This is a genomic window from Paenibacillus sp. P4_A9 (assembly GCF_056402415.1).
Genome location: NZ_JBFUHL010000033.1, coordinates 40,435 through 66,790, shown reverse-complemented (window position 1 = coordinate 66,790; position 26,356 = coordinate 40,435). Strand labels below are relative to the sequence as shown.

Genomic DNA, 26,356 nt, shown 5'->3' with positions numbered 1-26,356 from the left:
CGTATGCAGCTGACGAATACTAATCGGTCGAGGGCTTAACCAAAATTCCTAAGAGTATTACTTTACGTTGAAGTTTCGTATCTAGTTTTCAAGGCGCAAACAAACGCTTTGACTGTTTGGTGATGATGGCGGAGGGGACCCACGCGTTCCCATCTCGAACACGACCGTTAAGCCCTCCAGCGTCGATGGTACTTGAACCGCAGGGTTCTGGGAGAGTAGAACGTTGCCAAGCATTGTTCCCTGATAGCTCAGTTGGTAGAGCACTCGACTGTTAATCGAGTTGTCACAGGTTCGAGTCCTGTTCGGGGAGCCATTTATTTTTCACAAACCAGGCCTTTTCATGGAGAGGTGTCCGAGCTGGCCGAAGGAGCACGATTGGAAATCGTGTAGGCGTCACAAGCGTCTCGAGGGTTCGAATCCCTCTCTCTCCGCCATATAAGAACTTTTACATAAGAAAAGCCTGTTTACGAGGCCCGTTGGTCAAGTGGTTAAGACACCTCCCTTTCACGGAGGTAACAGGGGTTCGAGTCCCCTACGGGTCACCATAATTTTCTTTATCCCATGGAGGCTTAGCTCAGCTGGGAGAGCATCTGCCTTACAAGCAGAGGGTCGGCGGTTCGATCCCGTCAGCCTCCACCATTTTACCTTTTCAGAAGAAATTTGGATGGCTTAGAGTTTCTCTGGAAATAATAAAATAATATGCTAGTAATTTCGCGGGGTGGAGCAGCCCGGTAGCTCGTCGGGCTCATAACCCGAAGGCCGCAGGTTCAAATCCTGCCCCCGCAACCAACCTCTTACTAAGAGGAGATCTACAATAGTGTGGAGCTGTGGTGTAGTGGCCCAACATGCCTGCCTGTCACGCAGGAGACCGCGGGTTCGAATCCCGTCAGCTCCGCCATTTTTTTATTACAAGACATGAGTCATTAGCTCAGTTGGTAGAGCACCTGACTTTTAATCAGGGTGTCGTAGGTTCGAATCCTACATGACTCACCATTTGCCTTATTTACAGCATGCGCGTATGGCGGAATTGGCAGACGCACTAGACTTAGGATCTAGCGGGCGACCGTGGGGGTTCAAGTCCCTCTACGCGCATCCAAGAACAAGAAGAGTTTTCTTTCATCCTTTTACGAGGATAAGAGAAAGCTCTTTTTTTGCATACAAGCTCAAGCATTTTATGGTTGACATTGATTATTATTATCACTAATATCAAAGAGTAGAGTCACACGTACTTGGCGGGGAGAGATCGCAATTGAAAACGATTAAATACTGCTGTAGAAATGAAAAATTCGGATCCAAACAAATATATAAATCCTTGAAGCATGAATACCCGGACCTGAAACAGAAGAAGAAGGACTGTTTAGGTAATTGCAGGCATTGCAAGAAAGAATGTATCGCTATGATCGGGAAAAAGAAGCTGCTCTGCGCAGAGTCACCAGATTTACTTTATGCTCAAATTAAACAAATCATCACGGCTTCTAAGGCTGAAAGCGTGATGGCTTGAATGCGGACCTACTAAAATTGTTACTTCCGTTTGTATTTCTATGCACAATTCTGGTAATCTTGTATGTATGGGGAATACGCAAGAGATAACCATACAGAAAGGTGTGTGCACAGATGTTAAACGATACACTAACCAATGCGCTCAATGAGCAGATGAATTATGAGTTTTACTCCGCGCACGTCTACTTGGCTATTGCTGGTTATTGCGCTGCGGAAAGCTTGGACGGGTTTTCGAATTTTTTTAAGGTACAAGCAGAAGAAGAGAAGTTTCATGCCATGAAGATTTTCAAATTTATTAATGACCGCGGGAAAAAGGTCGAATTTGATGGTATGAATACACCAGTCAATCAATACGAATCGATTTTGGATGCTTTTGAGCATGCTTATTTGCATGAGCAAGAAGTGACCAAACGCATTTATCACCTGTCCGACTTAGCACTGAACGATCGAGAGCATGCGACGATGCAGTTCTTGAAATGGTTCGTTGATGAGCAAGTTGAGGAAGAAGCGATGTTCGACAGCATTATTAATAAATTGAAGCGCATTGATAAAGACAGCAATGCTTTCTATATGTTGGATGCGGAATTTGCACAACGCTCATTTACCCCACCAGCTGCGGAATAATTACATATCCTTTTTATGAGACAAAAACTTACTTGTTTCGCATAATTGCGAGAGGTAAGTTTTTTTCTTTTTGTTGACATACGGTTGTCAGGGTTTATTTTTTATATTAGAAGAAAAGAAGGGAAGTGCATCATGGAGAAATTAGATTTGGCCAAAACCTATAAAACATACTACACAGCCCCAACAAAGCCTCAGATTGTTGAATTTGCACCTATTTCTTATGTCACAATCATAGGAAAAGGGGACCCCAACGGTACAACCTTTGCTAGCGCCACAGAAGCGTTATACACGGTCGCATACGGTGTTAAGGGCTATAACAAGAAGGTGGAGAAAGACTTCACTGTAGCGAAGTTAGAAGGGCAGTGGTGGGTGGATGGCGATCCTAGAACTGCGTTGGAGTTACCGAGGGAGGAGTGGCACTGGAAGCTGTTGATTCGTATGCCGGATTTTGTAACGGCTGAAACGGTGGAAGAAGCACGAAGAGTTGCATTGGCCAAGAAAAAGGAGCTTAAGGTGATAGTTGATGTTGGTTATGAATCCTTACATGAGGGGACCTGTGTCCAAATGCTGCACGTAGGTCCGTATGCGACTGAACCGGAAACACTGGCTCATATGTATCAGTACATGGTCCATAATCATCTAAGTATCAGCGGACTTCATCATGAGATCTACTTATCGGACCCGAGGAAGGTAGAGCCTGCGAGAATGAAAACGATTTTGCGGTATCCGGTTCAAGCGATAGAAGTGGTGAAGGGGTGATTTTTGCTGTAAAATAGAAGATAATGTCGAGAAGCGAAGCATGGGGAGGGATAGCGGTTGCGAATACGCAGCATAACTGTGTTTGGACAAGCTATGGGTGTAATTGTCATCATGATCGGGTTGATGTATCCAGCCCCCGCTGCCCATGCCTCTTGGTTGGATCGGGTGAAAGAAATTTATCAATTGCCAAGCAATGTAGAGCAGATTCAGAAGGATTATGAGGCTACGAAGCAGCAATTAGAAGAACAGAAGGACAAACTATCGGAAGCCGTCAGGAAGTCCCAAGAAATCGAAGATCGTCTCTTGAGCCAGAATGAGTCGCTCAAGAAGGATAATGAGCAATTGCAAGAGCGGTTGAAAGCAATGGAACAAGTTGCACTGGATAAGGATAAACGTAATCGAAAAATAACCTACATGGTCATTACGGCAGCCGCGTTGGTTGTAGGCTATTTCTTGCTTGGACGCGTGTTTCGTCTGTTCGTATGGCAGAGAAAGAAGCGTGGTGGGATACGTTAACAAGCGGTTGTGAGGAGGTTGTGTGAATGGAAGTCGTCTTTGAAAATGCGAGCTTACAAGCTAGAACGGCAACACTGCAGCTTGAGCAAGGCGAAGCCGTACATGTGCTGCATCCCAACCAAATTGTAGCGTTCCAAGGGATGTCTGAGCTTAGAGTAGATGCTTTAATGAAGCTTCCAGGTATGTATAGGAAAAAGCGGCTGATTCAATCACAAGTGAGTGGGCCAGGACAGTTGCTATTGGGGCTGCCTGAAGCTTATAGTTTGGCTGTAGTGCCTTTAGAAGCTGAAGATGACCTATTGTATGAGTTTCGTCATGTCTTATTCTATACAGAGGGTGTGACCTTCACAACGCATTTGCAGAGCTTTAAGAATACATTGATTACGCAGGATTTAGTCAAAATGCAATTTCACGGTCCCGGTACGCTAGGCTTGTTGACAGCGGGTCCTTTGCATCAGATGGCCTTAGATCCTAAGCAACCTTTGTACATTGATGTTAGCTGTCTTGTGGCTTATCCGCGGCAGGCGAAGCTCCGACCTTGTGTGTACGGCAATACACTGGCTAGTCAGCATATGAACTATCACTGGGAGATTACAGGGCATGGTCATGTACTTATGCAACCATGTAAGCCAGATTCCAAATTGGACGAGCATATGAAATCGGAGAGCTTTCTTCGCCGAATCGCTCGGGAAGTGCTGCCATTTGGCGGGGTTTTCATCAAATAATAAAAAGCATGAAAAAATAGTTGCATTTGTTCTGAATACCTGATATATTATTCCTTGTCGCCTCAGAGAAACACATGCTGAGCGATTGAGAAATAACGACATGCGGAAGTGGCTCAGCGGTAGAGCATCGCCTTGCCAAGGCGAGGGTCGCGGGTTCGATCCCCGTCTTCCGCTCCAATATTTGCGCCCTTAGCTCAGCTGGATAGAGTATTTGACTACGAATCAAAAGGTCGGGAGTTCGAATCTCTCAGGGCGCGCCATTTACACTTTATTTTCACTACGGGACGTAGCTCAGCTTGGTAGAGCACCTGCTTTGGGAGCAGGGGGTCGCATGTTCAAATCGTGTCGTCCCGACCACTTAGTACTTCTTAATATGCGGGCGTAGTTTAATGGTAGAACTTCAGCCTTCCAAGCTGATCGCGCGGGTTCGATTCCCGCCGCCCGCTTAACAAGTTACAAACTCTGAAAGCCTTGATATATAAGGCTTTTTTTTTGTTTTCTGAAACTTCGTTTATGTCTTAATGCTACGATCAATAATCGCCGTTGTTGACGGTTTGTTGACGAATTATTTTAGAAGGATCAAATTTATCGAGTTTAGAAGCTGATTCTTTTTTAACCTTTTTTGAGATGTGTGCATAGATGTCTGCAGTTGTTTGATATTTTTTATGACCTAGTCGCTCCTGTATTGTTTTTAAATCGACGCCATCTTCGATTAAGAGCGAAGCAGCGCTATGTCTGAGATCATGAAGCCGGACAGGTTTAAGTTTATGTCGTTGAAGAAACTTCCGCCACCATAATGAAGGTGTACTATGGTAATAAGGCTTTCCGAACCCGATATGAAATACAAAAAATCTATCGCCACCTTGCCAGGCATCCCCGATCTTTAACCTACTAATTTTCGACTGGTGATGAAAATCCTTTAGCTCACGCATGTACCATTCAGGCATATCGACAATCCGCTTTGAAGATTCCGTTTTAGGCGACTTAACAATGGCTTCTCCGTTTGCTGTAAGAGGTATGCTTTGCTGAATGCTGATTGAATGCTCATCATAGTTTACATACTGCCATTCTAAGCCCAGTAGTTCACCGCGGCGAAATCCACCAAGTAATGAACCTAAACAGAACAGACGCCATATCGTAGGCTCTTTAAACAATGCCTCAATCAAATGCCCATCTTTCCTGCTACCTGGCGACTTCAAATCATTGATAAAGTTTGAAAATAGGGGGGGATATCATTGGGAATTGCTCGTATTGGACGGTTAGAGAAAGCTTTTCAGCAGGAGGAAGAAGAATCGAAACCGTTAAATATCATTCTTGGATCATTGAATTACACTAATGATACAATGATACTTTGTGTAAATAATGGTTTCTCTGGATTCTCTGGAACAATTGCCGAAGGCAAAAAGTGTATGGAAGATCATCCAGAAAACATGTATTGTATTTTGAGTGATTACCCAGATGATACATGTGTAGAGGACCACTAGAAGGGGCCAAACATCGATATAGGGAAATGTAAGGTGACATTTTTGTCATGATGGCAGGGTCAATAACATATTTTCGCTTATCAGCAATTTTAATTGCTCTGTGATATGGAGGTTCTATCATATGTCGATCTGGGGAGAGCGATTGGGTAAGGTTCTGAAGGTGAGCGGGCAGCTGCTCTGGCGGTTTGTGCGCAGTTTTTTGATCCCGGTTCTCATAGTTATAGTGAAATATCTGTGTATTGCTCTGTGGTGGCTGCTGAAAAAGCTAGGGGCACTGCTTAGGGCCGGTTATATCCGTATCCCGAGAAGGCGTACGATCGCCGTGTCGCTGCTCGTCGTGTTGCTCATGGGAATCGCCACAAGCTACTACATCCCAGCATTTAGGCCGAGTTTTATGACTAATGTTATCTCCGTGTTCAAGGAGAAAGGCGGCAAAGAGCAGCATCAGATGGCGCTGAGAATTCTTAACGGGAGCTGGGAAGAACAGCAGCAGGCGGCGAAAGAGGTGCTGGGCGGGGTGGGTATTGCCGCTATTGAAGGAGATGCCTTCCCGCAAGCCGGCTCAACGTTTGTCATTCCGCCGGAATTGGTACTGCTGACCGATGATGCCAGCCGGAAGGCTACTGGTGGACGTCTCACTTTGGAGCAATTCACGTTCATGCTGGACGATTTCGGGTTTCCTTTTGCCGAGGGGAAAGACCCCGTATTGCTGATGCAGACCGGCATTCGGGATTGGGTGAGTGCGGCGCAAGATGATCCTGATCAGCCAGGCGCGCACGCTCCGCTGTTCCTGCAGGCGATGGCGCAACAGCAGCTTCCGGCCGTCGATTTGACGGTGGTGGATTGGGAGCCGACAGAATATCGATTGACCTATCTCGAGATGGAAGTGTTCCTTGGAGCATTCATCCAAGCGCTTCCGCAAGAGCAGCAGCGGACAACCGGATTGCTGGATTGGCTTGGCGGCGGAGTGGCTTACGCGGCAGATGCGCCTGGTGCATGTACTTACGCGAAGGAGTGGTTCAGCAAGATCGGGGAGAAGAACGGGGTCGGAACGCTTACCAGCTTCAATATCGGGCTTATTGGCCAATTGGTGTCTACGCTGACAGGATTAGCGATCGAAGCGCTTGGGGAACTCGTAGAAACGGTCATGTCTGTCTTCGGCCTTGCGCTTAAGGTGATGAAGCTGGGTATGCTCTACTGGTCGATTGAAGTTAAGATAGAACCTGCGCCTGGGGAATTGCATAAACAAGCGCCAGACGAGGCGGATCAAAAAATTACTTATATCGCTACTGCTGGCGTGAACGAGAAGAAATACAAAGCGTACTTGGACGGCTGGTCCGCAACACCGCTTGCCAAAGATATTAAGGATTGCCTGTCTTTCGCAGGTCTTCCTATGCCGACTGATACTGGTGAAATCGCCGCTGATGTTGAGAATTGGAGTGTAGAGTGGGACCTCGTCCAAGGCGGGGGTACACATGCATTGATCGGTTTGGATAAAAATAAGTTCGATTTCAAAGGCCAGCTGCAGATGAAGCTGGAGCGCGTTGACAAGATCAAGGGCCAAGCCAAGCTGGTAGTCGATGTCACGGATGAAAAGGTGAAAAATCATGAGGGCAAGGGGAAAATCGCCACTGTCACCGCCCGCGCATTGGTGGAAACCAGCGCACCACCGGAGCTTGGCATTTTGCTCGGCGCGGCAAGTAAAGGGGCCGACGCAGCGGAATCAGGAGTTTTCGAATTACTCTCGATGACAGACGCCTTGATCGATCTTGCTGCAGGATGGTTCCAGGAAATGGTTGAACCAGAGGCTTATGGTTACACACACGTAACGTATCATGCACCAGAGTATGTGCAGTATTCCTATGAGGGTTGGGTATCGGCTGTATCGCAATGGGAGGAAACGAATGATCTCGGCGGCGGAAGCGAGACATATAAGACGAATGCATACGGACGCTGGAATATGACCCTGAGTTCGCTTAGCGATATGAAATTCGGTGGTCCCATGTTGGTAAGCGACAGTCAGGGGACAGTGAAGGCTTCATCCCAGTACCGAGTGTCTACGAGCAATACGGGTGAGTGTTACGGCGGGACGGTGACCACAACGAGGGAAGGCTCAAGTTCGGGTCAATTTTCGTTTGCAGGCAAAGCGGGCGGAAGATTAACCAGAACCGGCTCTGAAAAAGAGGGATATACATTCAAGTTTGAGCCAACCTTCGGATATATTAATTCATCTCAACCAGACCATCCTTTGAAGATCACATATATACAGACTCCGCATGGATGCGAATATGTTCGCTCGGCAAAATGGGAAAGTAATAGCACGATATATCCGCGCATCGATTTTGATCTGTTGAAGGCGAGCATGACATCGAAGGAGGCTTACCCTAAGACAATCACCGGCAACCAGACAATCACAACGGAGACCGGAGCCAAGGTGATGTGGACTTGGAATCTGACGCGAGTCGAAGGCAATCCGAATGCCAAGAACAGCGGGCCGGTGAGTAATAAGCCAGTGGGTGGCTAAAATAACAAAGAGCCTACCCTATCGCTAAGCGATCGGATAGGCTCTCTTCATTTTAGAATACTTTCGTTGTCCAGGACTCACAGTTCCAAGTATCTGTCACTAAATCGCGATAGAAGTCAGGTTCGTGAGAGATTAGGAGGATGCTGCCTTTGTAAGCGCGCAGTGCACGCTTCAACTCGTCCTTCGCATCAACTTCCGATGCTTTCGGTACAAGATCAATAATCCCAGGGTAAATTAACACTTTTCTTGTATGATTCATCTGGATAAAGCGTATAACTGAAAACTTTATCGTTGTAGTTAATTTTTCCGTAAACTAAACAATATAAAGTTCTGTATCCGGTCCCTTGAGGACTTATACTTACTTGAGGAAACGCAGTTGGATAGTATGACACATATATGAGAGCCGGATACACAGCATCATCTATTAGTTGTGCCGAAGCATATTTGAAATACTCACTCATATCCGTTAAACTAACCGCTATATTATAACCTGTATTATCAGTTGGTGTAATAACATTATAAGTAAAATGATAAACGTTATTTTTATAAGTACGAGACGAGTAGTTGCTATTCAAATAATTTTCTAATTCTACATTTAATAAACTCAGTTTGCCAAGTGATTCCGGCTGTTTCGTACGAGCTAGAAAGCTTATTACATCACTTGATGGAATAGCTAAATTTATTTCTGCCTGACTGTTAACTCCAGCAGATACTACTCCAATGACCTCACCGCTCATATTAAAAAGAGCCCCACCACTACTTCCATGATCAACAGGTGCAGAAAGTTGAATAAAAGGATAGTTAGAAATAACTCTATTTGTTGAACTTACAACGCCGGTAGTAAGACTATTTTTATAACCAAGAGGTGACCCAACAGCAACTATTTGTTGACCTAATGTAATTTTGGACGAGTCTCCAAATATAGCAATTGGCGGTGTATAACTGCCCGAAGGCTTAATCAAAGCGAGATCTCGGTCAGCATCCTTTAATAAGAGTTCATCACTAATGTAACTTTCCCCGTTTGTAAATTCAATTTTAAGATGAACTGCATCTTTAGCGACATGATAATTTGTTAACACCCCATCGTTGGTTACAATACCACTGCCACTTCCAAGCGGTTTATAATTTGAATCCAAAATTTCGATGTATACAATCCGGTCTCCCAGTTTTCCAACTTCCTCAACAGATAATGTATTGGGCTTAGAGGGTGCTGGTATCGCTATCCCATGAGACTTCAGCACCAAGGGATTCACTCACAAACCGAACCGGAACCAAAGTAGATCCATTGACTACTTGAGGCTCCACCTCCAAATCAATAGACGATTGCTGATTATTTCGAACAACCCAACCTTTCTTTACACCTATTTGCAAACTAATGGATATTGTGGCATTTCGCGCATTCACTGTCTGAGTTTCCTGTACCCAGCCCACAGTGGCACCGAGCGTGCACCCAATGCAGTCACCGATCTGCCAAGCTGATGCTATACGGTAAAACATTTCTATGTCGGCATTGTGGGAACATGGCTTATCAATCACAACTTGACCGCTATTTAGACCGTATGCTGAGTAAGTCACAGAAGCTCAGAGCGCGGTTAGGAGGCTCGCGGAACACAATGGAGCCAATACCTCATAAGCCTAAGGGAATGCACTGGAGAACATATTGGAGGCTCCACAGAGCGATTGAGCGCACCGAGTGTAGGATGTGGGCTGGAGTAACCGAAGAGTTAAACACTAAAATACGTAGGGTAGGTGGTTTGTAATGGTTAGTTAAATCAGATAAGACAGTTCTGAAAAATGAAGACTCTGCGCAATCGGAGAAAGTCAGACCTTATGCACAATAATGGGTTCATTCATCATTTTTAATGGATGGAGGATAGATGTCTAATTCATTTATCCCGATGATCAAATAAAATGATTCAAGATAACATGAGGGTGGTGTGACTCGAACCTTGGACAATTCCGACGATTTGCCGAAAGATGCGCATATAAACAGTACGAACGTGATACAGGTTAATGAACAATCAACCATTGTTAAAGTTGGGGATGGATGCAAACCTAAACGCAATTCCTGTAAAAAAAAATCGGGGAATCTCAAAAGAAGAGGCAAAATCGCCGAAAAGGTATGCGGTAAGATTTTTCAAAAATGCAATTCCGATCCCAAGCTTTACTTTAGATCAGTGGATGTCCGACCTTCCGCACTTGTACAAGTCGAAAATAAATCGAATTGTATTATGTATGCTTTGGTAACACTGGGGGATGGACGTGTTATATCGGAGAGTATCGAGCAGGAACAACAAGTTACGATCGATGTTCCAAGTATTAAAAACCTAATAATTGAATGTAGTGGCGAGGAAAACAGTTTCTGTAGAGGCTTGTACGCTGTTTATCTTCGACCTGTTTTGATTAGACGCAGAAAGAAAAGAAGAAAAGTGTATTAAAAAACGTCAACTGTAAGCTGACGCTTTCATTGGTTTTTCTTTCGAAGGTCGGTTCCCTGTTATTAGGCTAAATAACGGGGAGTCAAACTGAGTTCGAAGGTAACTGTTCCTGCAGTGCTTGAAGTAATTGATATCTCATCAAACTTCACGACAGTGAACGCGACCGCTTCACCTGCGGTGAGGGGATCGATGAGTGCCGGTATCGTTACAGTAGTGTTATTTAATAAGAACGTCAACGTAATAGTCGTCGCAGCAGTGGGAGTACTTAGAATCTTTAGGTAACCTGTTGCACTAACTGCAATATTAGAGAAGTAGATTTGTTCAGCAGTAGCAGCAACTAATGTTCTTGCACCGACTATACATACTTTATCTTGTACGTTATTATCCTGGCATCCGTCATTTGCAAACCCGAAAGAAACATTCTCACATGACATAATCCAACATCCTTTCACATGTTTATTTTTAATTCATCATTTGAATCCTTACAAAGAATAGCGTGGAGTCAAACTGAGTTCGTAGGTAACTGTCCCACCTTGGATGGAAGCRATGATTATAGTAGTTAAATTCGTGAAAGTGAACGCAACGGTTTCTCCTGTCGTGAGGAGTTTAGCTACTCCCTGATTTAGATTTTGAATTAGAACAACCGCACCCGGGGGAGCGCTTAAGAGTTTAAAATAGCCTGTGGCAGTAACCGGGGTATTGGAATTATAAATTCTTTCTACTAAATTGCCTGGAGCTAGCGTTCTTGAAGCGATTAGGCATACTTTATCTTGGACTCTATTAACCCTGCATCCGTCGTTGGCAAATCCCCTAAACATTTGGAACAAACCTCCCTTCTAGTTGTCCATGGTATTATTAAATGAAAAAGTTACTTCGATTGGGATGGACAAGAATGGAATGGATTACCTAAAAATGAGCGGATATTTGTCGATTTGAATAGCAAGGATATAAACTTTTACAACATTTTTTAATTGACAGCGCTAAGTCTTGTAAGACGTGACACCCACAAATCAGGAACATTGTGCAGCTAGATGACGTTCCTAGACCAGGTGGGAAGTCATTGAAGGTGGTCGGTGATCGGATCACATTTGAAGAGCAGCAAACAAGAATCGGTAAACCGGCTGCGGTTAATATTGAATTAGAGAAGGGGTGAGTTAAAGGTATACATACCTAATACGCAGAATAATCTTCGAAAAGATTGGAGTCGGATAAGGGGAGATTAGCGGTGAAATTCTACGCGAATAAATACCAACGCAAAATGTTCCGTCACTTGGCGAAAAAGGAAATTAATAAAGAGTATCGAAGAATGAAAAGCAAAATCCCAAAAGTAGAATAATTACTTGTATTAGACAGCGTTAAAGTAAATCAAAAAATGAAAAGCAAAAGCCCAAATACAGAAAAATCACTTGTACTAGACAGCTTTAAAGCATTGGAAAAACAGCAGGATCGAGAAATATACAAAGATTGGGTGTTATTATCGATTATATTACTTCTTCTTGCCAGCTGCTTTGGTGTTTGGGTGATCCTGGATCACTAAACTCTAAACGCCGATATTTGAGAACTGATTTGTGTTAAAATGAAGCCAATTAATATTTGAAAGGGAAGTGATCCTATGAACGCCCGCGAATTGAAACTGCTTGAAGAAACCGAAATTGATCCCTTTGAATATAATCCGATCACTGATCTGTTCGATAAATATGCTAATAATCGTTTTGAAGGAGATATCGAGGAACGGAGCTTTCTAGTAGCCTTAGTCGCTGTTCAATCTGAAATGCTGAAAAAGTACGCATGGCATGAAGAAAAGGTCAAATGGCTGTTTAAGATGTTGGGCAATAAGAACTTAATGCCTAATCTCGAAATGGAATATGATAAACAGCGCACTAAGAAAATACGGTCTATGAACTAGACAAGCAGCTTCCCCGATATTCGGGAGAGGCTTTTTTATTGTTGTACACTCACCATACGTTTAATGGATTATCGCTGTAGACGGTTAAATAGACAGTTCTCCTTACTTTATACATCATTTTTAGTCGATTGTATCAGTTAGGCATAATTGAGCTGCTATCTATGAGATTCGATGCTATGAAGCTTAATTTCTCGCTGAAGATGAGCCCTTGTTCATGTAACTGGGGCTCTTCTATTTTAGGATTGTCAGCGAGACAATGGGAAGCTTACAATAGGCGATATACGCACTTAACTTACAATAGAAATAACAAAGAAGGAGTCGTGTCATCATGAACGCCATTGAAAGTCGTATCCATGGGTTACGTCAGTATCAGACAGCTCTAACTGCGCCAGATGATCTTAGCGCATTCTGGGAGCGGGCTTACAAGGAGGCTTCACAAACCTTGTCTTATACCCGGGAGCCGGTCGCATCCCCTTTTGTACTAGCAGAAGTGAATAAGATCGTCTTGGAGGGAGCGGAGGGAACACCTATCCATGCCTGGTTGATGCTGCCGAACGTAGAAACGAACCCAAGGAAAGTTCCATGTGTCGTCACATTCCCCGGCTACTCTGGCTCCAAGGGGAAACCCGAGGATCATGCAGCTTGGTTGCTCATGGGGTACGCAGTACTTGCGGTTGATGTTCGAGGGCAAGGCGGCGATAGCGGTAACATGCTGCCGCAGGAGCACGGCATGACGAAGGGGTGGATCACGCAGGGCATCCTCGATGCCGAGAAGAGCTATTATCGTGCAGTTGCCATCGATTCCCTGCGCGCTGTGCAATGTGCGCTGGAGCAGCCGGAAATCAATAGCGAGCGCGTATTCGTGTTCGGAGGGAGCCAAGGCGGTGGGCTTACCCTGCTCGTAACTGCGCTCGAGAAGCGCATCCGAGCAGCAGTTGCCCATGTGCCGAATCTGTGTCACATGGATCTTGGCCTATTGAATTCCGTCAGTTCCCTTAGTGAGGCGGCTGAATTCGTTACGAGATTCCCAGATCACTTGCCAGACGTGCTGAAGACGCTATCCTATTTTGATATCATGAACCTCGGGGATCGTATCGGGCAGCCCGTTCATGTGACGGTAGGACTAAAGGATATGACCTGCTTGCCGGAGACCATATTTGCCGCCTATAATCACATTTCATCTGAGAATAAATCCATTGAGGTTCACCCATTCATGGGCCATGCGCTGCCGGCGGGTTTTCATAGTGCAGCGCATGCGTACTTCTCTAAGTGGTAAGCACTTCATACAAAGTTACATCGTTTTTCGATGTTCCTTCGGAGAAACGCCGAAAGCTTATTGTTACAGCAACGGACAGCACGTTCTCAGCAGGGAAGATCGGTGTGTATACGCATTTGCTAAAGGCTTATTTTGATGAAGTTGTGGTAAGTATTGCTCCATAATTTGCCGCATGGTTGGATATCCTATACCAAAAAGGAGATGCCAACAGATGAAGCAAGAGGATTCGTTTGCTGAAGTATTCGAACTCATGGAATCTGCTTTTCCTGATACGGAGATAAGAACGTATGAAGGACAGCGATCACTGTTATCGCATCCGAACTATCGAATTGATGTGGAGAGAGATGCTCAAGGGCAAATGCTTGGTTTTCTGGCAAGTTGGAGCTTTAGCACGTTTCGATTTGTGGAGCATATTGCGGTCAATGCTGCAATAAGGGGCGGCGGGATTGGCAAACAAATGCTGACGGCTTATATGAGCAGTGGTACTACGCCTATTGTGCTAGAAGTGGAGCCACCGGATGCGTCAGATGCGACAGTTGCAAAGCGGAGAATTGAATTTTATAAGCGCTGTGGCTTTCATTTGAACCTATTCCCTTATGCACAGCCTCCTCTCAGAGAAGGGCAGGCGATGCTGCCTCTACGTATCATGAGTTCACCTGATCCATTGACGGAAACCGAGTTCATACCCTGCAAGAACATCTTGTACACAGAGGTATATAAGTAATCTGTAAGCTCGGATTAGGCAAAATAGTGATCAAACAGCTACTCTACCTTGAGTAGCTGTTTGTGCGCGATCACACAAAAATGGAAACACTTACCACCGCGAAAAAGTTGTCAGGCTAAAACGAACTATGCTAGTCTAACATAGACAAAAAATGCCGAATCTCGGAGCATCAAAAGCTCCGGTACGGGGGACTTCTTTACTTGGGGTGAATGAATGCTCAGTTAGTCAAAGGCTAATGGGGCGCACTAGGGAAAACCTCTTCCCGAACCCGTCAACTAACCTCGGAGGCTTCAAGGAGGCACAACGTTTTGAAACTTTTTACAAAAAGCTTTATTTGTTCATGCGCTCTTCTAGGCGCAGCTATTCCCATGTTCGCCGCGCCTGCCGCGTATGCTTCTGCGCCAGACGCTTCTGCGGTGAAGGTTCAGGTCAATGACGAATTGGTGCAGTTCCCTGAAGTACAGCCGTTTATTGATACGGAAGGTACACTTCAGGTGCCACTACGTGTATTGTCGGAGAAGTTAGGCTATCAAGTGGACTGGGCGAAGCAAGGCGATGAAGTCGTCGTCACCCTAATGAACAAGGAGCAGGCGATTCAACTAACAACGGACGAAGAGCAAGCTGTCGTGAACAGTAAGTTGGTTGAATTAGAGAGCAGTCCGACGTTGCTGGAGGGAAATACTTACGTTCCACTACGTTTCATAACAGAGACGTTTGGATCTGAGATCGCTTGGAATGATGCGAATAAAATCGCCATCGTGGAAGTCGACGGTAAGACCCACAAGCCAGCTTGGATTGCACCTCCGCCTACAGTAGCCCCAGTAGCAAAGGTTGTTCAGCCAGCTGTATCAGCTCAAATTATTCAAGCTGCGACGACTTTTCAAGGAACGCCTTACCGATGGGGTGGAACAACACCCAAGGGCTTTGATTGCTCTGGTTTCGTTCGTTATTTGTATGAAGCCAAAGGCATTGAGCTTCCCCGCACATCCGTGCAAATGTATGATCAAGCGGGTGCGAGAGTGACGGATTTGAAAGCAGGAGATCTTGTCTTCTTTGCTTCAGGCATCGTTAATCATGTGGGTATTTACATGGGAAATAATCAATTTATTTCGGCTACCACATCCAGTGGTGTAACGGTTGATAGTCTCGCTAGCTCCTATTGGAGCTCAAGATATGTAGGCGCAAAACGCGTACTTTAAGTTAGGGACTAAATCAGATAAAAGCAAGATGATTCTAGAGCGTATGTTCGTTATATCTTTCACAAATGAAAGATTAGCGGGCAGACGCTCTTTTTTTGCGCGAAAATCTGCGATTTTTATCGAATTTTTGAGAATTATAGCCTATAATGAAAAAATGGTTGGAAGAAAGTAGGTGACGCGTACGTCATGCAAGTCAGTGTCTGGAAAAACTGGTTTCATAAAATAAAACTGTCAGGTCGAACAGATCGCATGTACAACGTGGAAACGGGTCCTGCCATACCGGAAGACATTCGGGAAGTGATTGAGCAATTTTTTCAAACCTATAACCACTTCAAAGGGGCAAGGCAATTCCAGACGGATACGTTTATTAAAGAAGTATTCTACGCGACGAAGCAAGATCCGAAGGATCGCCGCTCTATAGATGAGATGGAAAACTATATTCAGAGCAAAAATGTCAATCGGTTGCGACTGAAATCGTATGTGATTGATGAATATTTACGCTTGGACGAGAATTTGTGTATGATCGGTGTGACACGGGAGTTTAGTAATGCCCATCGAAATCGTGTGCTTTATTTTATCGTGAATGAGGACGGCGCGTGGCGGTTTCATCATATCGTGAGATCACATCATGGGAAAATTCTTGAGAAGTTTCAAGTGAAGGAACAGGTGGGATTCGTGGTTGGGGATGAGAAGGTAGCGCTTCTGTTTCTAACGCATGCAAATTCGGCGGATGCTGCCTATTTGTTGGGAGATTACGTCCATTCAGAAGGGTATCTGGAAGTGGAGCAAGAGGTAAGCGGTCAGCTCTATTATCGGATTGTTCGGATGAATCGGGTGCATTAATAAGGTTAAATAATCAAGTGAACCAGCAATGAATAGGCTTTGCTCAGTCGAGTAACGCTTATTTGGTGTTGGCGAAGGCAGGGGGAGCATGTGGACATGGGCCACCTCCTTGTGAAAGAATAGAACTATCATTCAACAGGTCAAGAGATAGGTGTACATGCCTGAAAGGGAGGCAAAGATGGAGAAAGATCCTAGGGAGCTGCAGGAGCAGTTTTGGAAAAAGGTGAATGGTGAGCAGTTAGGGCAGCTTCTGCAAAACATTGCCGTGAGCATTCAGCTAAAGCCTAGTAAGCTGGCTTTCGTGTGTATAGGGACGGATCGCTCAACAGGGGACTCTCTGGGGCCGGTTGTCGGAAGTAAGCTTGCAGAGTTAGGCTATCCACACGTAATTGGTACACTAGCGGCACCGTGTGATGCCAGTAACTTGGCGATGCGCTTGCAGGAAATCCCACCGGGTGTTGTGGTTATTGCGATAGATGCTTGTTTGGGTCAAAAATTAAGCGTGGGCCTGTATCAGTTTTCGAACCAGCCGTTGGCTCCAGGAAAATCAGTTGGTAAAGTGTTACCACCCATTGGTGATTACACGATTGCGGCGATCGTGAATATGGATGGGCCTAGACAGTATAATGTGCTGCAAACGACTTCGTTATATCATGTGCTTAGGATGGCGGATGAAGTGACCCAAGCAATTAGCTATGCAATTCCTTTGTAGCGGAGGGCAGCAAAGACAAGGAAGATCGGAGTGATAAGTGAGATATGGGGCCAGGTGGACCAGGGGGTATGGGACGGCTTTCCGACCGGAATCGGCCGAAGGCGAAATTGAAGGATGTATCGATACGAAGGATTTTGGTTTTGTTCAAAAGGTATTGGGGACAGCTCTTAGTAATTATAGGCTTGGCGCTGCTTGCGGCAGTGATTGGGTTGATCCCGCCATTAGTCATGAAGGAAATTATTGATACAGCCATCCCGCAGGGACGTGTCCAGCTATTGTCTGTGATGGCGCTGTTGTTAATATTGCTGCCCGTTTTGAGCGGTGTGCTTGGCGTATGGCAAAATCACCTCAATACCAAAGTAACCCAAGGGGTTATTCGGGATTTAGGGCAGTCGTTATTTCACAATTTGCAGCGGCAATCGATGGCGTTTTTCACGGATGCGCGCTCTGGAGAAATTGTTCAGCGGATCACGGGCGATGTGCAATCCGTACAGAGTGTGGTTACCTCGATCGTTGTCTCCTCGATCACGCAGATCGTAATTGTCTTCACGACAATTGGCATCTTGTTTGCACTAGATTGGAAGCTAGCGATCATTTCAGTGCTGATTCTTCCTCTTTTCGTGCTGCCTGTGAAAAAGGTATCCAAGGTGCGGAAAGCATTGAGACTTGAAACGCAGAAGGTGCGCTCGGACATTACCTCACAGCTGAATGAGAACTTCGGCATCTCAGGTGCGTTATTGACGCGGATTTTTGGCAGAGAGAAGCAGCAGGAGCTTGAATTCACGACGATGAATCAAAAGGTGATGGATCTCGAGCTGCGGCTCAATCTCGTCGGTCGTTGGTTCGGGATGGCAACGAGCACGCTAGGGCCGTTAGGCACGGCAATTATTTATATCTATGGAGGCTACTCCGTTATTCAGGGAGATATGACGTTAGGCTCTATCGTCGCGTTCACGGCGTACTTAGGGCGGTTGTATATGCCTGTAGGGACACTGTTGAACCTGCAAGTAGAGGTAGCGACAGCATTGGGGGTTTTCCAGCGTATTTTTGAGTATCAGGACATGGAGCCTGATGTTATGGATTCTGAGGGCGCGCGCCAGCTGGGGACAGTGGCGGGGCGTGTGAGCTATAAGCAGGTGTCTTTTGCTTATAAGGCAGGGGAACAAGGGAAAGCAGGGCACAAAGGGAAGTTAGGGGATCCAAGGCGGGAAGGGAAGCCGAGGGATCGGGGCGAAGCGGGGCAGGAAGGGAAGCCGAGGGATCAAGTTAAAGCGGGGCTTAAGGAGAAGCCAATTCAGTATGCGCTGCGCGACGTGACCTTTGAGGCGCAGCCTGGTGAGATGGTCGCGCTCGTTGGACCTAGCGGCGCCGGGAAGTCGACGCTGATCGGGATGATCGCGCGGCTGTACGACCCGACGGCCGGCGTTGTCGAGGTCGACGGCGTGAACGTCCGCGACGTGGGGTTAGCGTCGCTGCGCGCGCAGATCGCGTATGTGACGCAGGAGTCTTTTCTGTTCCACGCGACCATTGGCGACAACTTGCGCTTTGCGCGGGAGGACGCTACGCGTGAGGAGATGGAGGCCGCTTGCCGGCAGGCCTACATCCACGACTTCATCGTGTCGCTCCCCGAAGGGTACGACACGATGGTCGGAGAGCGCGGCCACCGGCTCTCGGGTGGCGAGCGCCAGCGGATCGCGATTGCTCGCGCGATCCTGAAGCGCCCGCGCATCCTCATCCTCGATGAGGCGACGTCGCACTTGGACTCGGAATCCGAGTCCTATGTGCAGGCGGCGCTCGAGGAGCTGATGCAAGGGCGCACGACGCTCGTGATCGCGCACCGGCTCTCCACGGTGCTTGCCGCCGACCACATTCTGGTGATCGAGGCGGGCGGCGTCGTGGAGCGGGGCACGCACAGCGAGCTGCTCGCACTGGAAGGGCTGTACGCGCGGCTGTACAGCACGCAGTTCGCGAAAGCTGCCGAGGAGGCAGCGAAGTAGGCGGGCTGTAAGGCCCGAAAAGGGCCATACAGCAGGGCGGATCGCCTGCGGTGCAGTGGTTAACGCCCCAAAAGGGCACTAAAGTCGAGCATCGCCCACCGAATGGTAAATAAAAAAGGGATGTTCCCAAGGTCAATTGACCATGGGGAACATCCCTTTCGTTGTTAAGTGCTTAATTTGTTTAAATGAACAAGTAGCTGGCATAAGTGTTCGAATTTAACGCAGGAGTAGGGCGAGGAGAAAACTAGTAAGCCAAATTAGAGATTTGACTGGACAACTCCACTCAAATCAGAGAAATGAGTCCGTTACTCCACCCGAACATTCCCCTGAGGGCTAGCTGCTCCCGCGATGGAGCCAGCATGGCCGGCAATCGAATCGCCGCTATCGTTTTCCGCCAACGCTGCCGGATCCAGTTTGGCTCCTTCACGCAGTAAGTAACCGAAAAACAATATATAGTACGACACAATGATGAAGAAGACACCTGCGGTGACAGGATCTCTCGTAAACTGTGAGAAATCAGCTGGAGTAATGGTCGTTGTTGACCCCGTGGAAATGGCAATAGCAGCGTAGCGATACGCGATGCGACCAAGGAATAGAACAAGGACGGTAACTTCGATCCAGAGATGTGTGCGATAGTACCAACCATCACTCCGATGCTCGAAGCGGGTATGGCGAATGGCGGTTCGCCCAAGCAGGGCGCCACCTGCAAGTCCGATCAGATAGCCGATGAAATGGATGGGGTGCACGAAGCCAAGGAGGAAAATGATCCCCCCGAAGAGGCTAAATACGGACAGACGAAAGGTGAGTCTGCCGCGGGAAAGCTTTTGAAAGCCAATGGTGCGCTTTGCCCGTCGATAGATAAAAAAACCAAAGATAAGGAACGGAATCACATAATGCAATGCGTCCTGCATGGGGGAGCACCTCCAAACCTGTCATCGTATTTCCTTATTGTAGCAAATTTGGACGGCCCATCGTGAGAAATGTTATTCCGTTTACAAAATTATGTCATACACTTAATAGTAGTTCGATAAACTTACTATTACACACTCTAAGTGCCGCAAGGAGTTGACGGTAAATGGCTCTGATCACTCATGTTAATGTATGTAACGAAGTTAATGAAATTTACTGTTGTCTTCGTAATAAAATCGTGAAGCTGGACGCGCAACAAAAGGAGCAATTTTGCAAAGGGTGTAAAATGTTCGCAGGTGGAGCAGTGGGTTACAAGCAAGGCGTTTCCTGTGTGTGGGAGGATATGCGACTCGTAAGCAATCCGCATGTTGTCCTAGATCCAGCCCAGGAGTTTAAACATAATCAAATCCGCCAAGTGCCGCCCGAGGGTCCGGCCTTATTTGTATATACACCCACATGGTAAAACACGTACTGTTTGATTTTGACGGGACACTTGTCGATTCCAGGGCGTTGCTGGTTAAACTCTATAATGAAATGGCGAGTCAATATCGTTTCCGCCCCATACGTGAACAGGACTTGGCCCCTTTACGCTCGATGTCGATTTCTGAACGAGTGGATCGCCTGGGAGTGCCCGTGCTCCAAATTCCTAAGCTCATGGTGACTGGGCGGCAGCTGTATCACGAGAATATTCGATCGCTGCATATTGTGCCTGGTATGAAAGAGGTCATTGCGAAGCTCTCTGCACAGGGGGTTAAGAGTTCGATCCTTTCTTCCAATTCAGAAGCGAATATCCGTCTATTCCTGAAAAAAAACAAGCTGGAGGGTGCGTTTAAGGAGATCATTTCAGCGAAGCATATTTTCGGCAAGCACCACTCAATTCGGAAAGTGATGAAACAATGGGGAACCACGCCCGCGCGCATGATTTATGTCGGTGACGAATTACGGGATATTGAATCGTGTAAGAAATTAGGGGTGCCTATCGTCGCTGTGACATGGGGGTATGATTCTCCCCAACTGCTGCTTAGTGGAAATCCGGACCACATCGCAAACACCCCTGGAGAGCTGTATCGGATGCTAGCGAGCTTAAGTTAAGTTGAGAAAAATGAATAGCAGGAGCCGCCACAGGAGGACTGGGGGGGCTTTTCGTGTTGTCATGAAGGCGCACAGCGCAGAATTAGCAGTTAACCTTTCTTTTCAAGTAAAATAAGACGGAGAAAGATGAAGTCAGATAAGCGATGGGAGAGATAGCATGCTTTTTTATTCGATTATCCTTGTGATTACGGCTGTCGATCAGCTGTCTAAGTATTGGATACGCTCGGTGATGAAGGTTGGGGAATCCATGCCCTTTTATAAAGATTTCATTTCGTTTACTTATTATCAAAATAGCGGGGCAGCAGGCAGTTCACTACAGGGATGGGCTCCCGTATTGGGCATACTTGCGGTTCTTATTGTCGTAGGGATCTGGTGGTATCGCAGAAATGGGGGGCTTCCAGGTCCGTTAAAACAAAGCGCAGCTGCGCTCTTAGTTGGTGGGGCAATTGGCAACGGAATAGAACGGCTTCTATTCGGAAAGGTCACGGATTTCATTGTCGTTCACTCCGGAAATGGTGTCATGAATCTAGCTGATATTGCCATTAATTTGGGTGTTGTGCTCTATGTGGTGGACATGCTGTTATCGCAGAAGGGTAAATTGAAGGGAAATAGGGAGGGTTCACAATCCTCATAGGTATAAAAGCCCATAAAATTAGAATCTGTATAGATATAAAGGACTAATTGTGTTATCCTTCAAGTAGGAATACGTTATTGGAGGGATGGTCACATGAAAGTCGATCGACAACTACTTGTTGATGAGTTTTTTGCGATGATTCGAAAGTTGAACCGCACGGGTTCCGATATTATGCATGTGAGGGAATTTTTCTGGCGGTCCTCTGAAATTCGCGGATTTATCCCGCCAACAGTCGAGTTTATGACGGTTCTCAAAACGTATAATGTGGTACTTTTTCACGAGTTTCGTAAATCACTTGTGCCACACACAAGTATGCATATCCTAGCCAATGTTTATATGGAAGCAGGCGATGCGCTGGTTAGCTTGGGTATCACAAGTCTGGAAGAGCTCGAATTAGCGGTTAAAGGCAGAGTATTAACGAAAACGTAACTAGTTGTTATGTTACCTCGATAGAGGTTTTCTCATAATGTAAAAGCCCAAGCGAAGTAGCAAGTCGCTTGGGCTTTATTCGTGGTATTAGTCTTCTTTCTTCTGCTGCAGGGCTGCGAGCAGCTTGTCGGCAAGCGAGTTGCCGAGCCCAGTTTGATCGGAGAATTGCTCAATCAGCTGGCGATTCGCTTTGGCTGACGCCCTGCGTCCTCCGCCAGTAGACTCGCCGTCGATTTTCTCGACCACATTGCAGGGACGACATTGAAAATATTTGCCTGCTTTCCCCGTGTGTATTTCCATCTTCTTATGGCACTGCGGACAACGGTGGTTCGTTAATTGACCGTCAGCTTCCCGTTTATAGGAGCATTCCCGACTGGAGCATACCAGATAGCGCCCACGTTTGCCTTTGACTTCTTGAAGAAACTCGCTGCAGTCGGGACATTTACTGCCGGTTAAATTATGCGGTTTATACGCAGCTGAGCTGCGTTTCACCTCGTCAACCAGCTCCGTTGTTTTCTTACGGATTCCACTAAGAAAGGCATCCATGCTTCCCTTGCCTTTGGAAATACGTTCGAGCTCCTGCTCCCAGCGAGCGGTAAGCTCAGGAGAGCGCAGCTCCTCAGAGGCGAGCTCAATCAGCTGTGTGCCCTTACCGGTTGGGATGAGCAAGGAACCTTGACGCTCGATCGTGTCGGAAGACACGAGCTTCTCGATAATATCGGCTCGCGTAGCTGGCGTGCCAAGGCCATATTTCTCCATTTGCGATAGCAAGGAGGCCTCATTATGACGAGAAGGCGGCTTCGTTTGACGGCTGACCTGCCGAACATTGCGAGCGGTTACTGCGTCTTTCTCTGACGCTTGTGGCAGCAGCTGCCCAGCATCGTCTTCGGAGTCATTATCTTCCCGATCAGGATCGGTGAAATCGGTGGCGCCGTAGACTTCTTTCCAGCCCGCTTGCTTCACGACTTTGCCTGAAGCATAAAGCTTCTCGCCAGCGATCTCGATCGTTAGCTTCGTTTCATCGTAGCGGCAAGGGCCGCTGAATAAGGCTAAGAATCGGCGGAGGATCAGATCATAAAGGCGGCGTTCATCCGCGCTTAACGTAGCGAGTGAGATTGCCTCTCCGGTTGGGATAATGGCATGATGATCACTGACCTTCGTGTCGTCCACGATCCGCTTCGTGATGGTCAGCGGCTTACGGATAAAAGGTGCCGCAAGCGCCGCATAGGGACCAATGGCAGCCCCTTTCAAACGGCCGAGCAGGGTCGGTACCATATCTGAGGTCAAGTAGCGCGAGTCTGTTCGCGGATAAGTGACTAGCTTATATTGCTCATATAGCCGTTGCAGGACGTTCGACGTCTGTTTGGCAGAGAAGCCGAACTTGCGGTTCGCATCGCGCTGCAGCTCGGTCAAATCATAAGCAAGCGGATGCGGAATCTGCTTCTCGGTTTTATTCACCTGCACGATTCGGCCGCTCTGGCCTTGCAGCTTCGCTTTCAAGCTATCTGCACGCTCGCGGTCAAATATGCGCGAGTCGCCGGTCTTCGGGTCCCGCCACTGGGCGCGGAAGGACCCGAGCTCGGCTTCGATCAACCAGTAGTCGACGGACCGGAAATCCCGGATTTCCGCCTCACGGTTGATCATCATAGCCAGCGTGGGCGTTTGGACACGCCCCGCGGAAAGGGACGCGCCGAACTTACTGGTCAGCGCGCGGGTCACGTTGAGGCCGATCAGCCAATCGGCCTCAGAACGGCAGACGGCTGCTTGATACAGCCGGTTGTAGTCGGTGCCAGGCTTCAGCTGCGCGAAGCCTTCGCGAATCGCCTGATCCGTCTGTGACGAGATCCAAAGCCGTTTGAACGGCTTCTTCCAGCGGATCAGCTCCATAATCCAACGCGCGACGAGCTCGCCCTCGCGCCCCGCATCGGTTGCGATGACCATCTCGGATAGGTCACCCCGACGGCTGAGATGCTCGATGGCGCGAAACTGCTGCGAGGTTTCTTTCATGACTTTGAGCTTCATTTTGCTTGGGATAATAGGCAGATCTTCCAGGTTCCAAGTCTTGTACTGGGGATCGTAATCATCGGGCTCAGCGAGCGTAACGAGATGGCCTAGTGCCCAGGTGACGACATATTTGGCACCTTCGAAGTGGTGTTTTTGTTTCTGGTTACAGCCCAGCACGCGAGCAATTTCTTTGGCTACACTTGGTTTTTCGGTCAGTACGAGAATTTTCATCGGGCTAATTACCTCATTTCTATATACCAAATAGCATAAGCGAAAGGGACGTTCTTTTCAAACGGATGATTTCTCGAAATATTCGAACTTTTGTGCCGAAAATCAGCGAAATTTGTCTGTTTTTGTCCTAAAATAAGGTATAATGGTGATATATAGAATAAAAAGGGGGGAAACCTCGATGGGGCACATGTTTTCTCTTTTTTCCAATCATACCATTAAAACAAGACTTCAACTCTGGATAAGTACAATCATCGTGTTGCTTACTTTTTCGATCATTGTTCCTTTCTACTTGGTAGAGAAGGGAGATCGATTAGAAGAGGCCGGCATTCAATTAAACCAAGTGATTGCCTTGCAGAGTTTATATATTGAGCGCTGGAATCAGGAAAAGCTAGATGCACTCAAACGATTCGCACTTTCGGATAATGCCAAGTTTCATCGAATTGGTGACCTGAAGCGGGAATTTCAAGACTACTCTAGGATAAATTCGGAGTTTTATTCCCTTACCTTTGTTGAGCCAGATGGTTATATTCGTACAGATTCAAATCCGAATAACCAGATCTATGTGGGAGATCGGCTGTATTACAAACGGGGGAAGGAAAAGAAGAGCTACGTCTCTAGCATCGTTAATTCCGAAGACAATGGAGGCCCCGTCATTACACTCTCAACGCCGGTAATTAGCGATCAGGGTGACTTCAAAGGGATTGTGCTCGGTATTGTCAGAGTCGAAATGCTGAACAAATTGATGGCGCAGCTTAGCTTCGGGGATACGGGTGCTGTCTATGTTCTTGATTCATCTGGTAATATTGTAACAGCCTCTAATTATACGGAGAATAGTGTAGTTACACAGCGTGAAAAGTCTGAAATATTCCAACGCGCAAAGACGAATAGTCCTGATCAGAGTGCGTATATTGGATTCCAGGGAGAACGCGTCTATGGGCAATATAAGTGGTCGCAGGGAAAGAATTGGCTAGTTGTTGGTGAAATTACGCAGCAGGAAGTTTTCCATAAGCTAAATGAATTGAGCATGACGATTATTTTCATTTCTCTGATCGCGCTCCTTCTCAGTGTTTCAGCATCCGTGATGATTGCCTCCAAGATCGAGAGGCCGATTCGCTACTTGCTGCGTGCCACGAAGATCATTCAGAACGGGAACTACGATTATCAAATCAACGCGGATAAAATAAGAAAAGCTCCTATTGAGCTGCGCCAATTGGTGAATACGTTTAATCTGATGTCCGACCGCCTCAATGCCAATATTTCGCTCCTGGAGCATTCCGCATGGATGGATCAATTGACAGAGTTACATAATCGACGATATATGATGCTTGAAGGAAATAAACAATTACAAACGTGTATTTTCGCCGGCCAGACATGCTCAGTCTTGATGATGGATATTGATCATTATAAAAAAATTAATGATACGTATGGTCACTTGGTTGGCGATGGCGTGCTCCATCATGTTGCGAGTCTCTTGAAGCGGTATGCGGGGGATGATGCGATTGTGGCAAGGTATGGCGGTGAAGAGTTCATTCTGCTCCTACTGTGGAAAAATGCCCAAGAGAGTGCTGATTTGGCTGAGGAATTAAGAGCGCTCATAATGGCCGAACCTTACGTTAAAGAGATGCTTACCGTTAAAATCACTGCGAGCATCGGAGTTGCGGAATACTCGCCTACGCTGGAATACGGTACAATGGTGTTGGAAGATATGATATCTCGGGCAGATCGTGCCCTGTATCGCGCGAAGTCCAGTGGCAGGAATCGTGTGAATGTTGACGCCAAAGAGTCTTACGATGAGAATGATCATGTATAATGATGACACTGGAGGCGTGC

At 46.8% G+C, this 26,356-nt stretch carries 29 protein-coding genes, 12 tRNA genes, 1 rRNA gene and 1 riboswitch; of the genes, 34 read left to right on the top strand and 8 right to left on the bottom strand.

The genetic code is table 11. The annotated features are described in order from the left end of the window. Positions 1-115: 115 nt before the first annotated feature. From rrf to AC1DVJ_RS19765, 18 genes are all read left to right on the top strand, one after another. Positions 116-232 (top strand): 5S ribosomal RNA (gene rrf / locus AC1DVJ_RS19850). A 5-nt stretch (positions 233-237) separates the two neighbouring features. Further along, a tRNA-Asn gene (locus tag AC1DVJ_RS19845) sits at positions 238-313 on the top strand. Positions 314-342: 29 nt separating this feature from the next. Next, positions 343-434 (top strand) — tRNA-Ser (locus AC1DVJ_RS19840). Between the two features lie 36 nt (positions 435-470). Next, positions 471-545 (top strand) — tRNA-Glu (locus AC1DVJ_RS19835). Between the two features lie 18 nt (positions 546-563). Beyond that, positions 564-639, top strand: a tRNA-Val gene (locus tag AC1DVJ_RS19830). A gap of 73 nt (positions 640-712) precedes the next feature. After that, positions 713-789: transfer RNA gene (locus AC1DVJ_RS19825), tRNA-Met, on the top strand. A 32-nt stretch (positions 790-821) separates the two neighbouring features. Beyond that, a tRNA-Asp gene (locus AC1DVJ_RS19820) sits at positions 822-898 on the top strand. A gap of 19 nt (positions 899-917) precedes the next feature. Further along, a tRNA-Lys gene (locus AC1DVJ_RS19815) sits at positions 918-993 on the top strand. 19 nt (positions 994-1,012) lie between these two features. Further along, a tRNA-Leu gene (locus AC1DVJ_RS19810) sits at positions 1,013-1,092 on the top strand. Positions 1,093-1,249: 157 nt separating this feature from the next. Next, complete coding sequence (locus tag AC1DVJ_RS19805; protein WP_477592949.1) at positions 1,250-1,501, top strand: DUF1450 domain-containing protein; 252 nt, start codon at positions 1,250-1,252, stop codon at positions 1,499-1,501. A 113-nt stretch (positions 1,502-1,614) separates the two neighbouring features. Further along, positions 1,615-2,124 carry a ferritin gene (locus AC1DVJ_RS19800; protein ID WP_477592948.1) on the top strand — a complete coding sequence of 170 codons (510 nt, stop codon included), beginning with the start codon at positions 1,615-1,617 and terminating at the stop codon, positions 2,122-2,124. Positions 2,125-2,256: 132 nt separating this feature from the next. Beyond that, complete coding sequence (locus AC1DVJ_RS19795) at positions 2,257-2,883, top strand: GyrI-like domain-containing protein (protein ID WP_477592947.1); 627 nt, start codon at positions 2,257-2,259, stop codon at positions 2,881-2,883. Positions 2,884-2,940: 57 nt separating this feature from the next. Then, entirely contained in the window at positions 2,941-3,399 is a 459-nt protein-coding gene (locus AC1DVJ_RS19790; protein WP_477592946.1) for an SH3 domain-containing protein, read from the top strand. A 26-nt stretch (positions 3,400-3,425) separates the two neighbouring features. Next, the gene (locus tag AC1DVJ_RS19785; protein WP_477592945.1) at positions 3,426-4,124 is read left to right on the top strand and encodes an AIM24 family protein; all 699 of its coding nucleotides are present in this window, start codon (positions 3,426-3,428) and stop codon (positions 4,122-4,124) included. Between the two features lie 102 nt (positions 4,125-4,226). Continuing rightward, positions 4,227-4,301: transfer RNA gene (locus tag AC1DVJ_RS19780), tRNA-Gly, on the top strand. A 6-nt stretch (positions 4,302-4,307) separates the two neighbouring features. Then, a tRNA-Arg gene (locus tag AC1DVJ_RS19775) sits at positions 4,308-4,384 on the top strand. A gap of 20 nt (positions 4,385-4,404) precedes the next feature. Next, a tRNA-Pro gene (locus AC1DVJ_RS19770) sits at positions 4,405-4,481 on the top strand. A gap of 18 nt (positions 4,482-4,499) precedes the next feature. Continuing rightward, a tRNA-Gly gene (locus AC1DVJ_RS19765) sits at positions 4,500-4,570 on the top strand. Positions 4,571-4,654: 84 nt separating this feature from the next. On the opposite strand, the gene AC1DVJ_RS19760 is transcribed toward AC1DVJ_RS19765, so the two are convergent. Continuing rightward, on the bottom strand, positions 4,655-5,290 hold the full coding sequence (locus AC1DVJ_RS19760; protein ID WP_477592944.1) for a site-specific integrase: 636 nt from the start codon (positions 5,288-5,290) through the stop codon (positions 4,655-4,657). 69 nt (positions 5,291-5,359) lie between these two features. Here AC1DVJ_RS19760 and AC1DVJ_RS19755 point away from each other — a divergent pair, with 69 nt between their 5' ends. Together AC1DVJ_RS19755 and AC1DVJ_RS19750 are read left to right on the top strand one after the other, a co-directional pair. After that, entirely contained in the window at positions 5,360-5,608 is a 249-nt protein-coding gene (locus AC1DVJ_RS19755; protein ID WP_477592943.1) for a hypothetical protein, read from the top strand. 121 nt (positions 5,609-5,729) lie between these two features. Then, positions 5,730-8,132 carry a hypothetical protein gene (locus AC1DVJ_RS19750; protein WP_477592942.1) on the top strand — a complete coding sequence of 801 codons (2,403 nt, stop codon included), beginning with the start codon at positions 5,730-5,732 and terminating at the stop codon, positions 8,130-8,132. A 52-nt stretch (positions 8,133-8,184) separates the two neighbouring features. On the opposite strand, the gene AC1DVJ_RS19745 is transcribed toward AC1DVJ_RS19750, so the two are convergent. From AC1DVJ_RS19745 to AC1DVJ_RS19735, 3 genes are read right to left on the bottom strand one after another with little or no spacing between them, the layout of a single operon-like run. After that, complete coding sequence (locus tag AC1DVJ_RS19745; RefSeq protein WP_477592952.1) at positions 8,185-8,391, bottom strand: hypothetical protein; 207 nt, start codon at positions 8,389-8,391, stop codon at positions 8,185-8,187. Continuing rightward, positions 8,348-9,385 (bottom strand): S1C family serine protease, encoded by a 1,038-nt coding sequence (locus tag AC1DVJ_RS19740; RefSeq protein ID WP_477592941.1) that lies wholly within the window; start codon positions 9,383-9,385, stop codon positions 8,348-8,350. Before AC1DVJ_RS19740 ends, AC1DVJ_RS19745 begins: the two co-directional genes overlap by 44 nt. After that, the gene (locus AC1DVJ_RS19735; RefSeq protein WP_477592940.1) at positions 9,333-9,629 is read right to left on the bottom strand and encodes a copper amine oxidase N-terminal domain-containing protein; all 297 of its coding nucleotides are present in this window, start codon (positions 9,627-9,629) and stop codon (positions 9,333-9,335) included. Before AC1DVJ_RS19735 ends, AC1DVJ_RS19740 begins: the two co-directional genes overlap by 53 nt. A gap of 440 nt (positions 9,630-10,069) precedes the next feature. Between AC1DVJ_RS19735 and AC1DVJ_RS19730 the strand changes: the two genes are divergently transcribed. Beyond that, entirely contained in the window at positions 10,070-10,570 is a 501-nt protein-coding gene (locus AC1DVJ_RS19730) for an S-Ena type endospore appendage (RefSeq protein ID WP_477592939.1), read from the top strand. Between the two features lie 62 nt (positions 10,571-10,632). Here AC1DVJ_RS19730 and AC1DVJ_RS19725 read toward each other — a convergent pair whose 3' ends face one another. Together AC1DVJ_RS19725 and AC1DVJ_RS19720 are read right to left on the bottom strand one after the other, a co-directional pair. Next, positions 10,633-11,004, bottom strand: coding sequence for an S-Ena type endospore appendage (locus AC1DVJ_RS19725; protein ID WP_477592938.1), 372 nt, complete (start codon positions 11,002-11,004; stop codon positions 10,633-10,635). A 48-nt stretch (positions 11,005-11,052) separates the two neighbouring features. Beyond that, entirely contained in the window at positions 11,053-11,388 is a 336-nt protein-coding gene (locus AC1DVJ_RS19720; protein WP_477592937.1) for an S-Ena type endospore appendage, read from the bottom strand. A gap of 794 nt (positions 11,389-12,182) precedes the next feature. Between AC1DVJ_RS19720 and AC1DVJ_RS19715 the strand changes: the two genes are divergently transcribed. The 8 genes from AC1DVJ_RS19715 (at position 12,183) to AC1DVJ_RS19680 (ending at position 19,227) form a co-directional block, all read left to right on the top strand. After that, positions 12,183-12,476 (top strand): hypothetical protein, encoded by a 294-nt coding sequence (locus AC1DVJ_RS19715; protein ID WP_477592936.1) that lies wholly within the window; start codon positions 12,183-12,185, stop codon positions 12,474-12,476. Positions 12,477-12,804: 328 nt separating this feature from the next. Next, complete coding sequence (locus AC1DVJ_RS19710) at positions 12,805-13,752, top strand: acetylxylan esterase (protein WP_477592935.1); 948 nt, start codon at positions 12,805-12,807, stop codon at positions 13,750-13,752. Then, the gene (locus AC1DVJ_RS19705; protein WP_477592934.1) at positions 13,746-13,916 is read left to right on the top strand and encodes a hypothetical protein; all 171 of its coding nucleotides are present in this window, start codon (positions 13,746-13,748) and stop codon (positions 13,914-13,916) included. The genes AC1DVJ_RS19710 and AC1DVJ_RS19705 overlap by 7 nt, the downstream gene beginning before the upstream one ends. Positions 13,917-13,963: 47 nt before the next feature. Further along, complete coding sequence (locus AC1DVJ_RS19700; RefSeq protein WP_477592933.1) at positions 13,964-14,476, top strand: GNAT family N-acetyltransferase; 513 nt, start codon at positions 13,964-13,966, stop codon at positions 14,474-14,476. A 142-nt stretch (positions 14,477-14,618) separates the two neighbouring features. Further along, positions 14,619-14,781: riboswitch (cyclic di-AMP (ydaO/yuaA leader) on the top strand. A gap of 3 nt (positions 14,782-14,784) precedes the next feature. After that, entirely contained in the window at positions 14,785-15,675 is an 891-nt protein-coding gene (locus tag AC1DVJ_RS19695; RefSeq protein ID WP_477592932.1) for a C40 family peptidase, read from the top strand. 186 nt (positions 15,676-15,861) lie between these two features. Further along, positions 15,862-16,518: a hypothetical protein gene (locus AC1DVJ_RS19690; protein WP_477592931.1), complete on the top strand. Its 657-nt coding sequence runs from the start codon at positions 15,862-15,864 to the stop codon at positions 16,516-16,518. A gap of 178 nt (positions 16,519-16,696) precedes the next feature. Then, positions 16,697-17,230 carry a spore protease YyaC gene (gene yyaC, locus AC1DVJ_RS19685; protein ID WP_477592930.1) on the top strand — a complete coding sequence of 178 codons (534 nt, stop codon included), beginning with the start codon at positions 16,697-16,699 and terminating at the stop codon, positions 17,228-17,230. A gap of 44 nt (positions 17,231-17,274) precedes the next feature. Further along, a complete protein-coding gene (locus tag AC1DVJ_RS19680) occupies positions 17,275-19,227 on the top strand; it encodes an ABC transporter ATP-binding protein (protein WP_477592929.1) in 1,953 nt (650 codons plus the stop codon). A 305-nt stretch (positions 19,228-19,532) separates the two neighbouring features. Here AC1DVJ_RS19680 and AC1DVJ_RS19675 read toward each other — a convergent pair whose 3' ends face one another. After that, a complete protein-coding gene (locus AC1DVJ_RS19675) occupies positions 19,533-20,138 on the bottom strand; it encodes a CcdC protein domain-containing protein (protein WP_477592928.1) in 606 nt (201 codons plus the stop codon). Positions 20,139-20,302: 164 nt separating this feature from the next. Between AC1DVJ_RS19675 and AC1DVJ_RS19670 the strand changes: the two genes are divergently transcribed. The 4 genes from AC1DVJ_RS19670 (at position 20,303) to AC1DVJ_RS19655 (ending at position 22,291) form a co-directional block, all read left to right on the top strand. After that, the gene (locus AC1DVJ_RS19670) at positions 20,303-20,599 is read left to right on the top strand and encodes a hypothetical protein (RefSeq protein ID WP_477592927.1); all 297 of its coding nucleotides are present in this window, start codon (positions 20,303-20,305) and stop codon (positions 20,597-20,599) included. Continuing rightward, positions 20,593-21,228, top strand: coding sequence for an HAD-IA family hydrolase (locus AC1DVJ_RS19665; RefSeq protein ID WP_477592926.1), 636 nt, complete (start codon positions 20,593-20,595; stop codon positions 21,226-21,228). The genes AC1DVJ_RS19670 and AC1DVJ_RS19665 overlap by 7 nt, the downstream gene beginning before the upstream one ends. 157 nt (positions 21,229-21,385) lie before the next feature. Continuing rightward, on the top strand, positions 21,386-21,862 hold the full coding sequence (gene lspA, locus AC1DVJ_RS19660; protein ID WP_477592925.1) for a signal peptidase II: 477 nt from the start codon (positions 21,386-21,388) through the stop codon (positions 21,860-21,862). Between the two features lie 93 nt (positions 21,863-21,955). Further along, positions 21,956-22,291, top strand: a complete 336-nt coding sequence (locus tag AC1DVJ_RS19655; RefSeq protein ID WP_477592924.1) for a hypothetical protein — start codon at positions 21,956-21,958, stop codon at positions 22,289-22,291. Positions 22,292-22,378: 87 nt separating this feature from the next. Here AC1DVJ_RS19655 and AC1DVJ_RS19650 read toward each other — a convergent pair whose 3' ends face one another. Then, positions 22,379-24,526, bottom strand: a complete 2,148-nt coding sequence (locus tag AC1DVJ_RS19650; protein ID WP_477592923.1) for a DNA topoisomerase III — start codon at positions 24,524-24,526, stop codon at positions 22,379-22,381. Positions 24,527-24,704: 178 nt separating this feature from the next. Between AC1DVJ_RS19650 and AC1DVJ_RS19645 the strand changes: the two genes are divergently transcribed. Continuing rightward, positions 24,705-26,336: a sensor domain-containing diguanylate cyclase gene (locus AC1DVJ_RS19645; RefSeq protein WP_477592922.1), complete on the top strand. Its 1,632-nt coding sequence runs from the start codon at positions 24,705-24,707 to the stop codon at positions 26,334-26,336. The last annotated feature ends 20 nt before the right edge of the window (positions 26,337-26,356 follow it).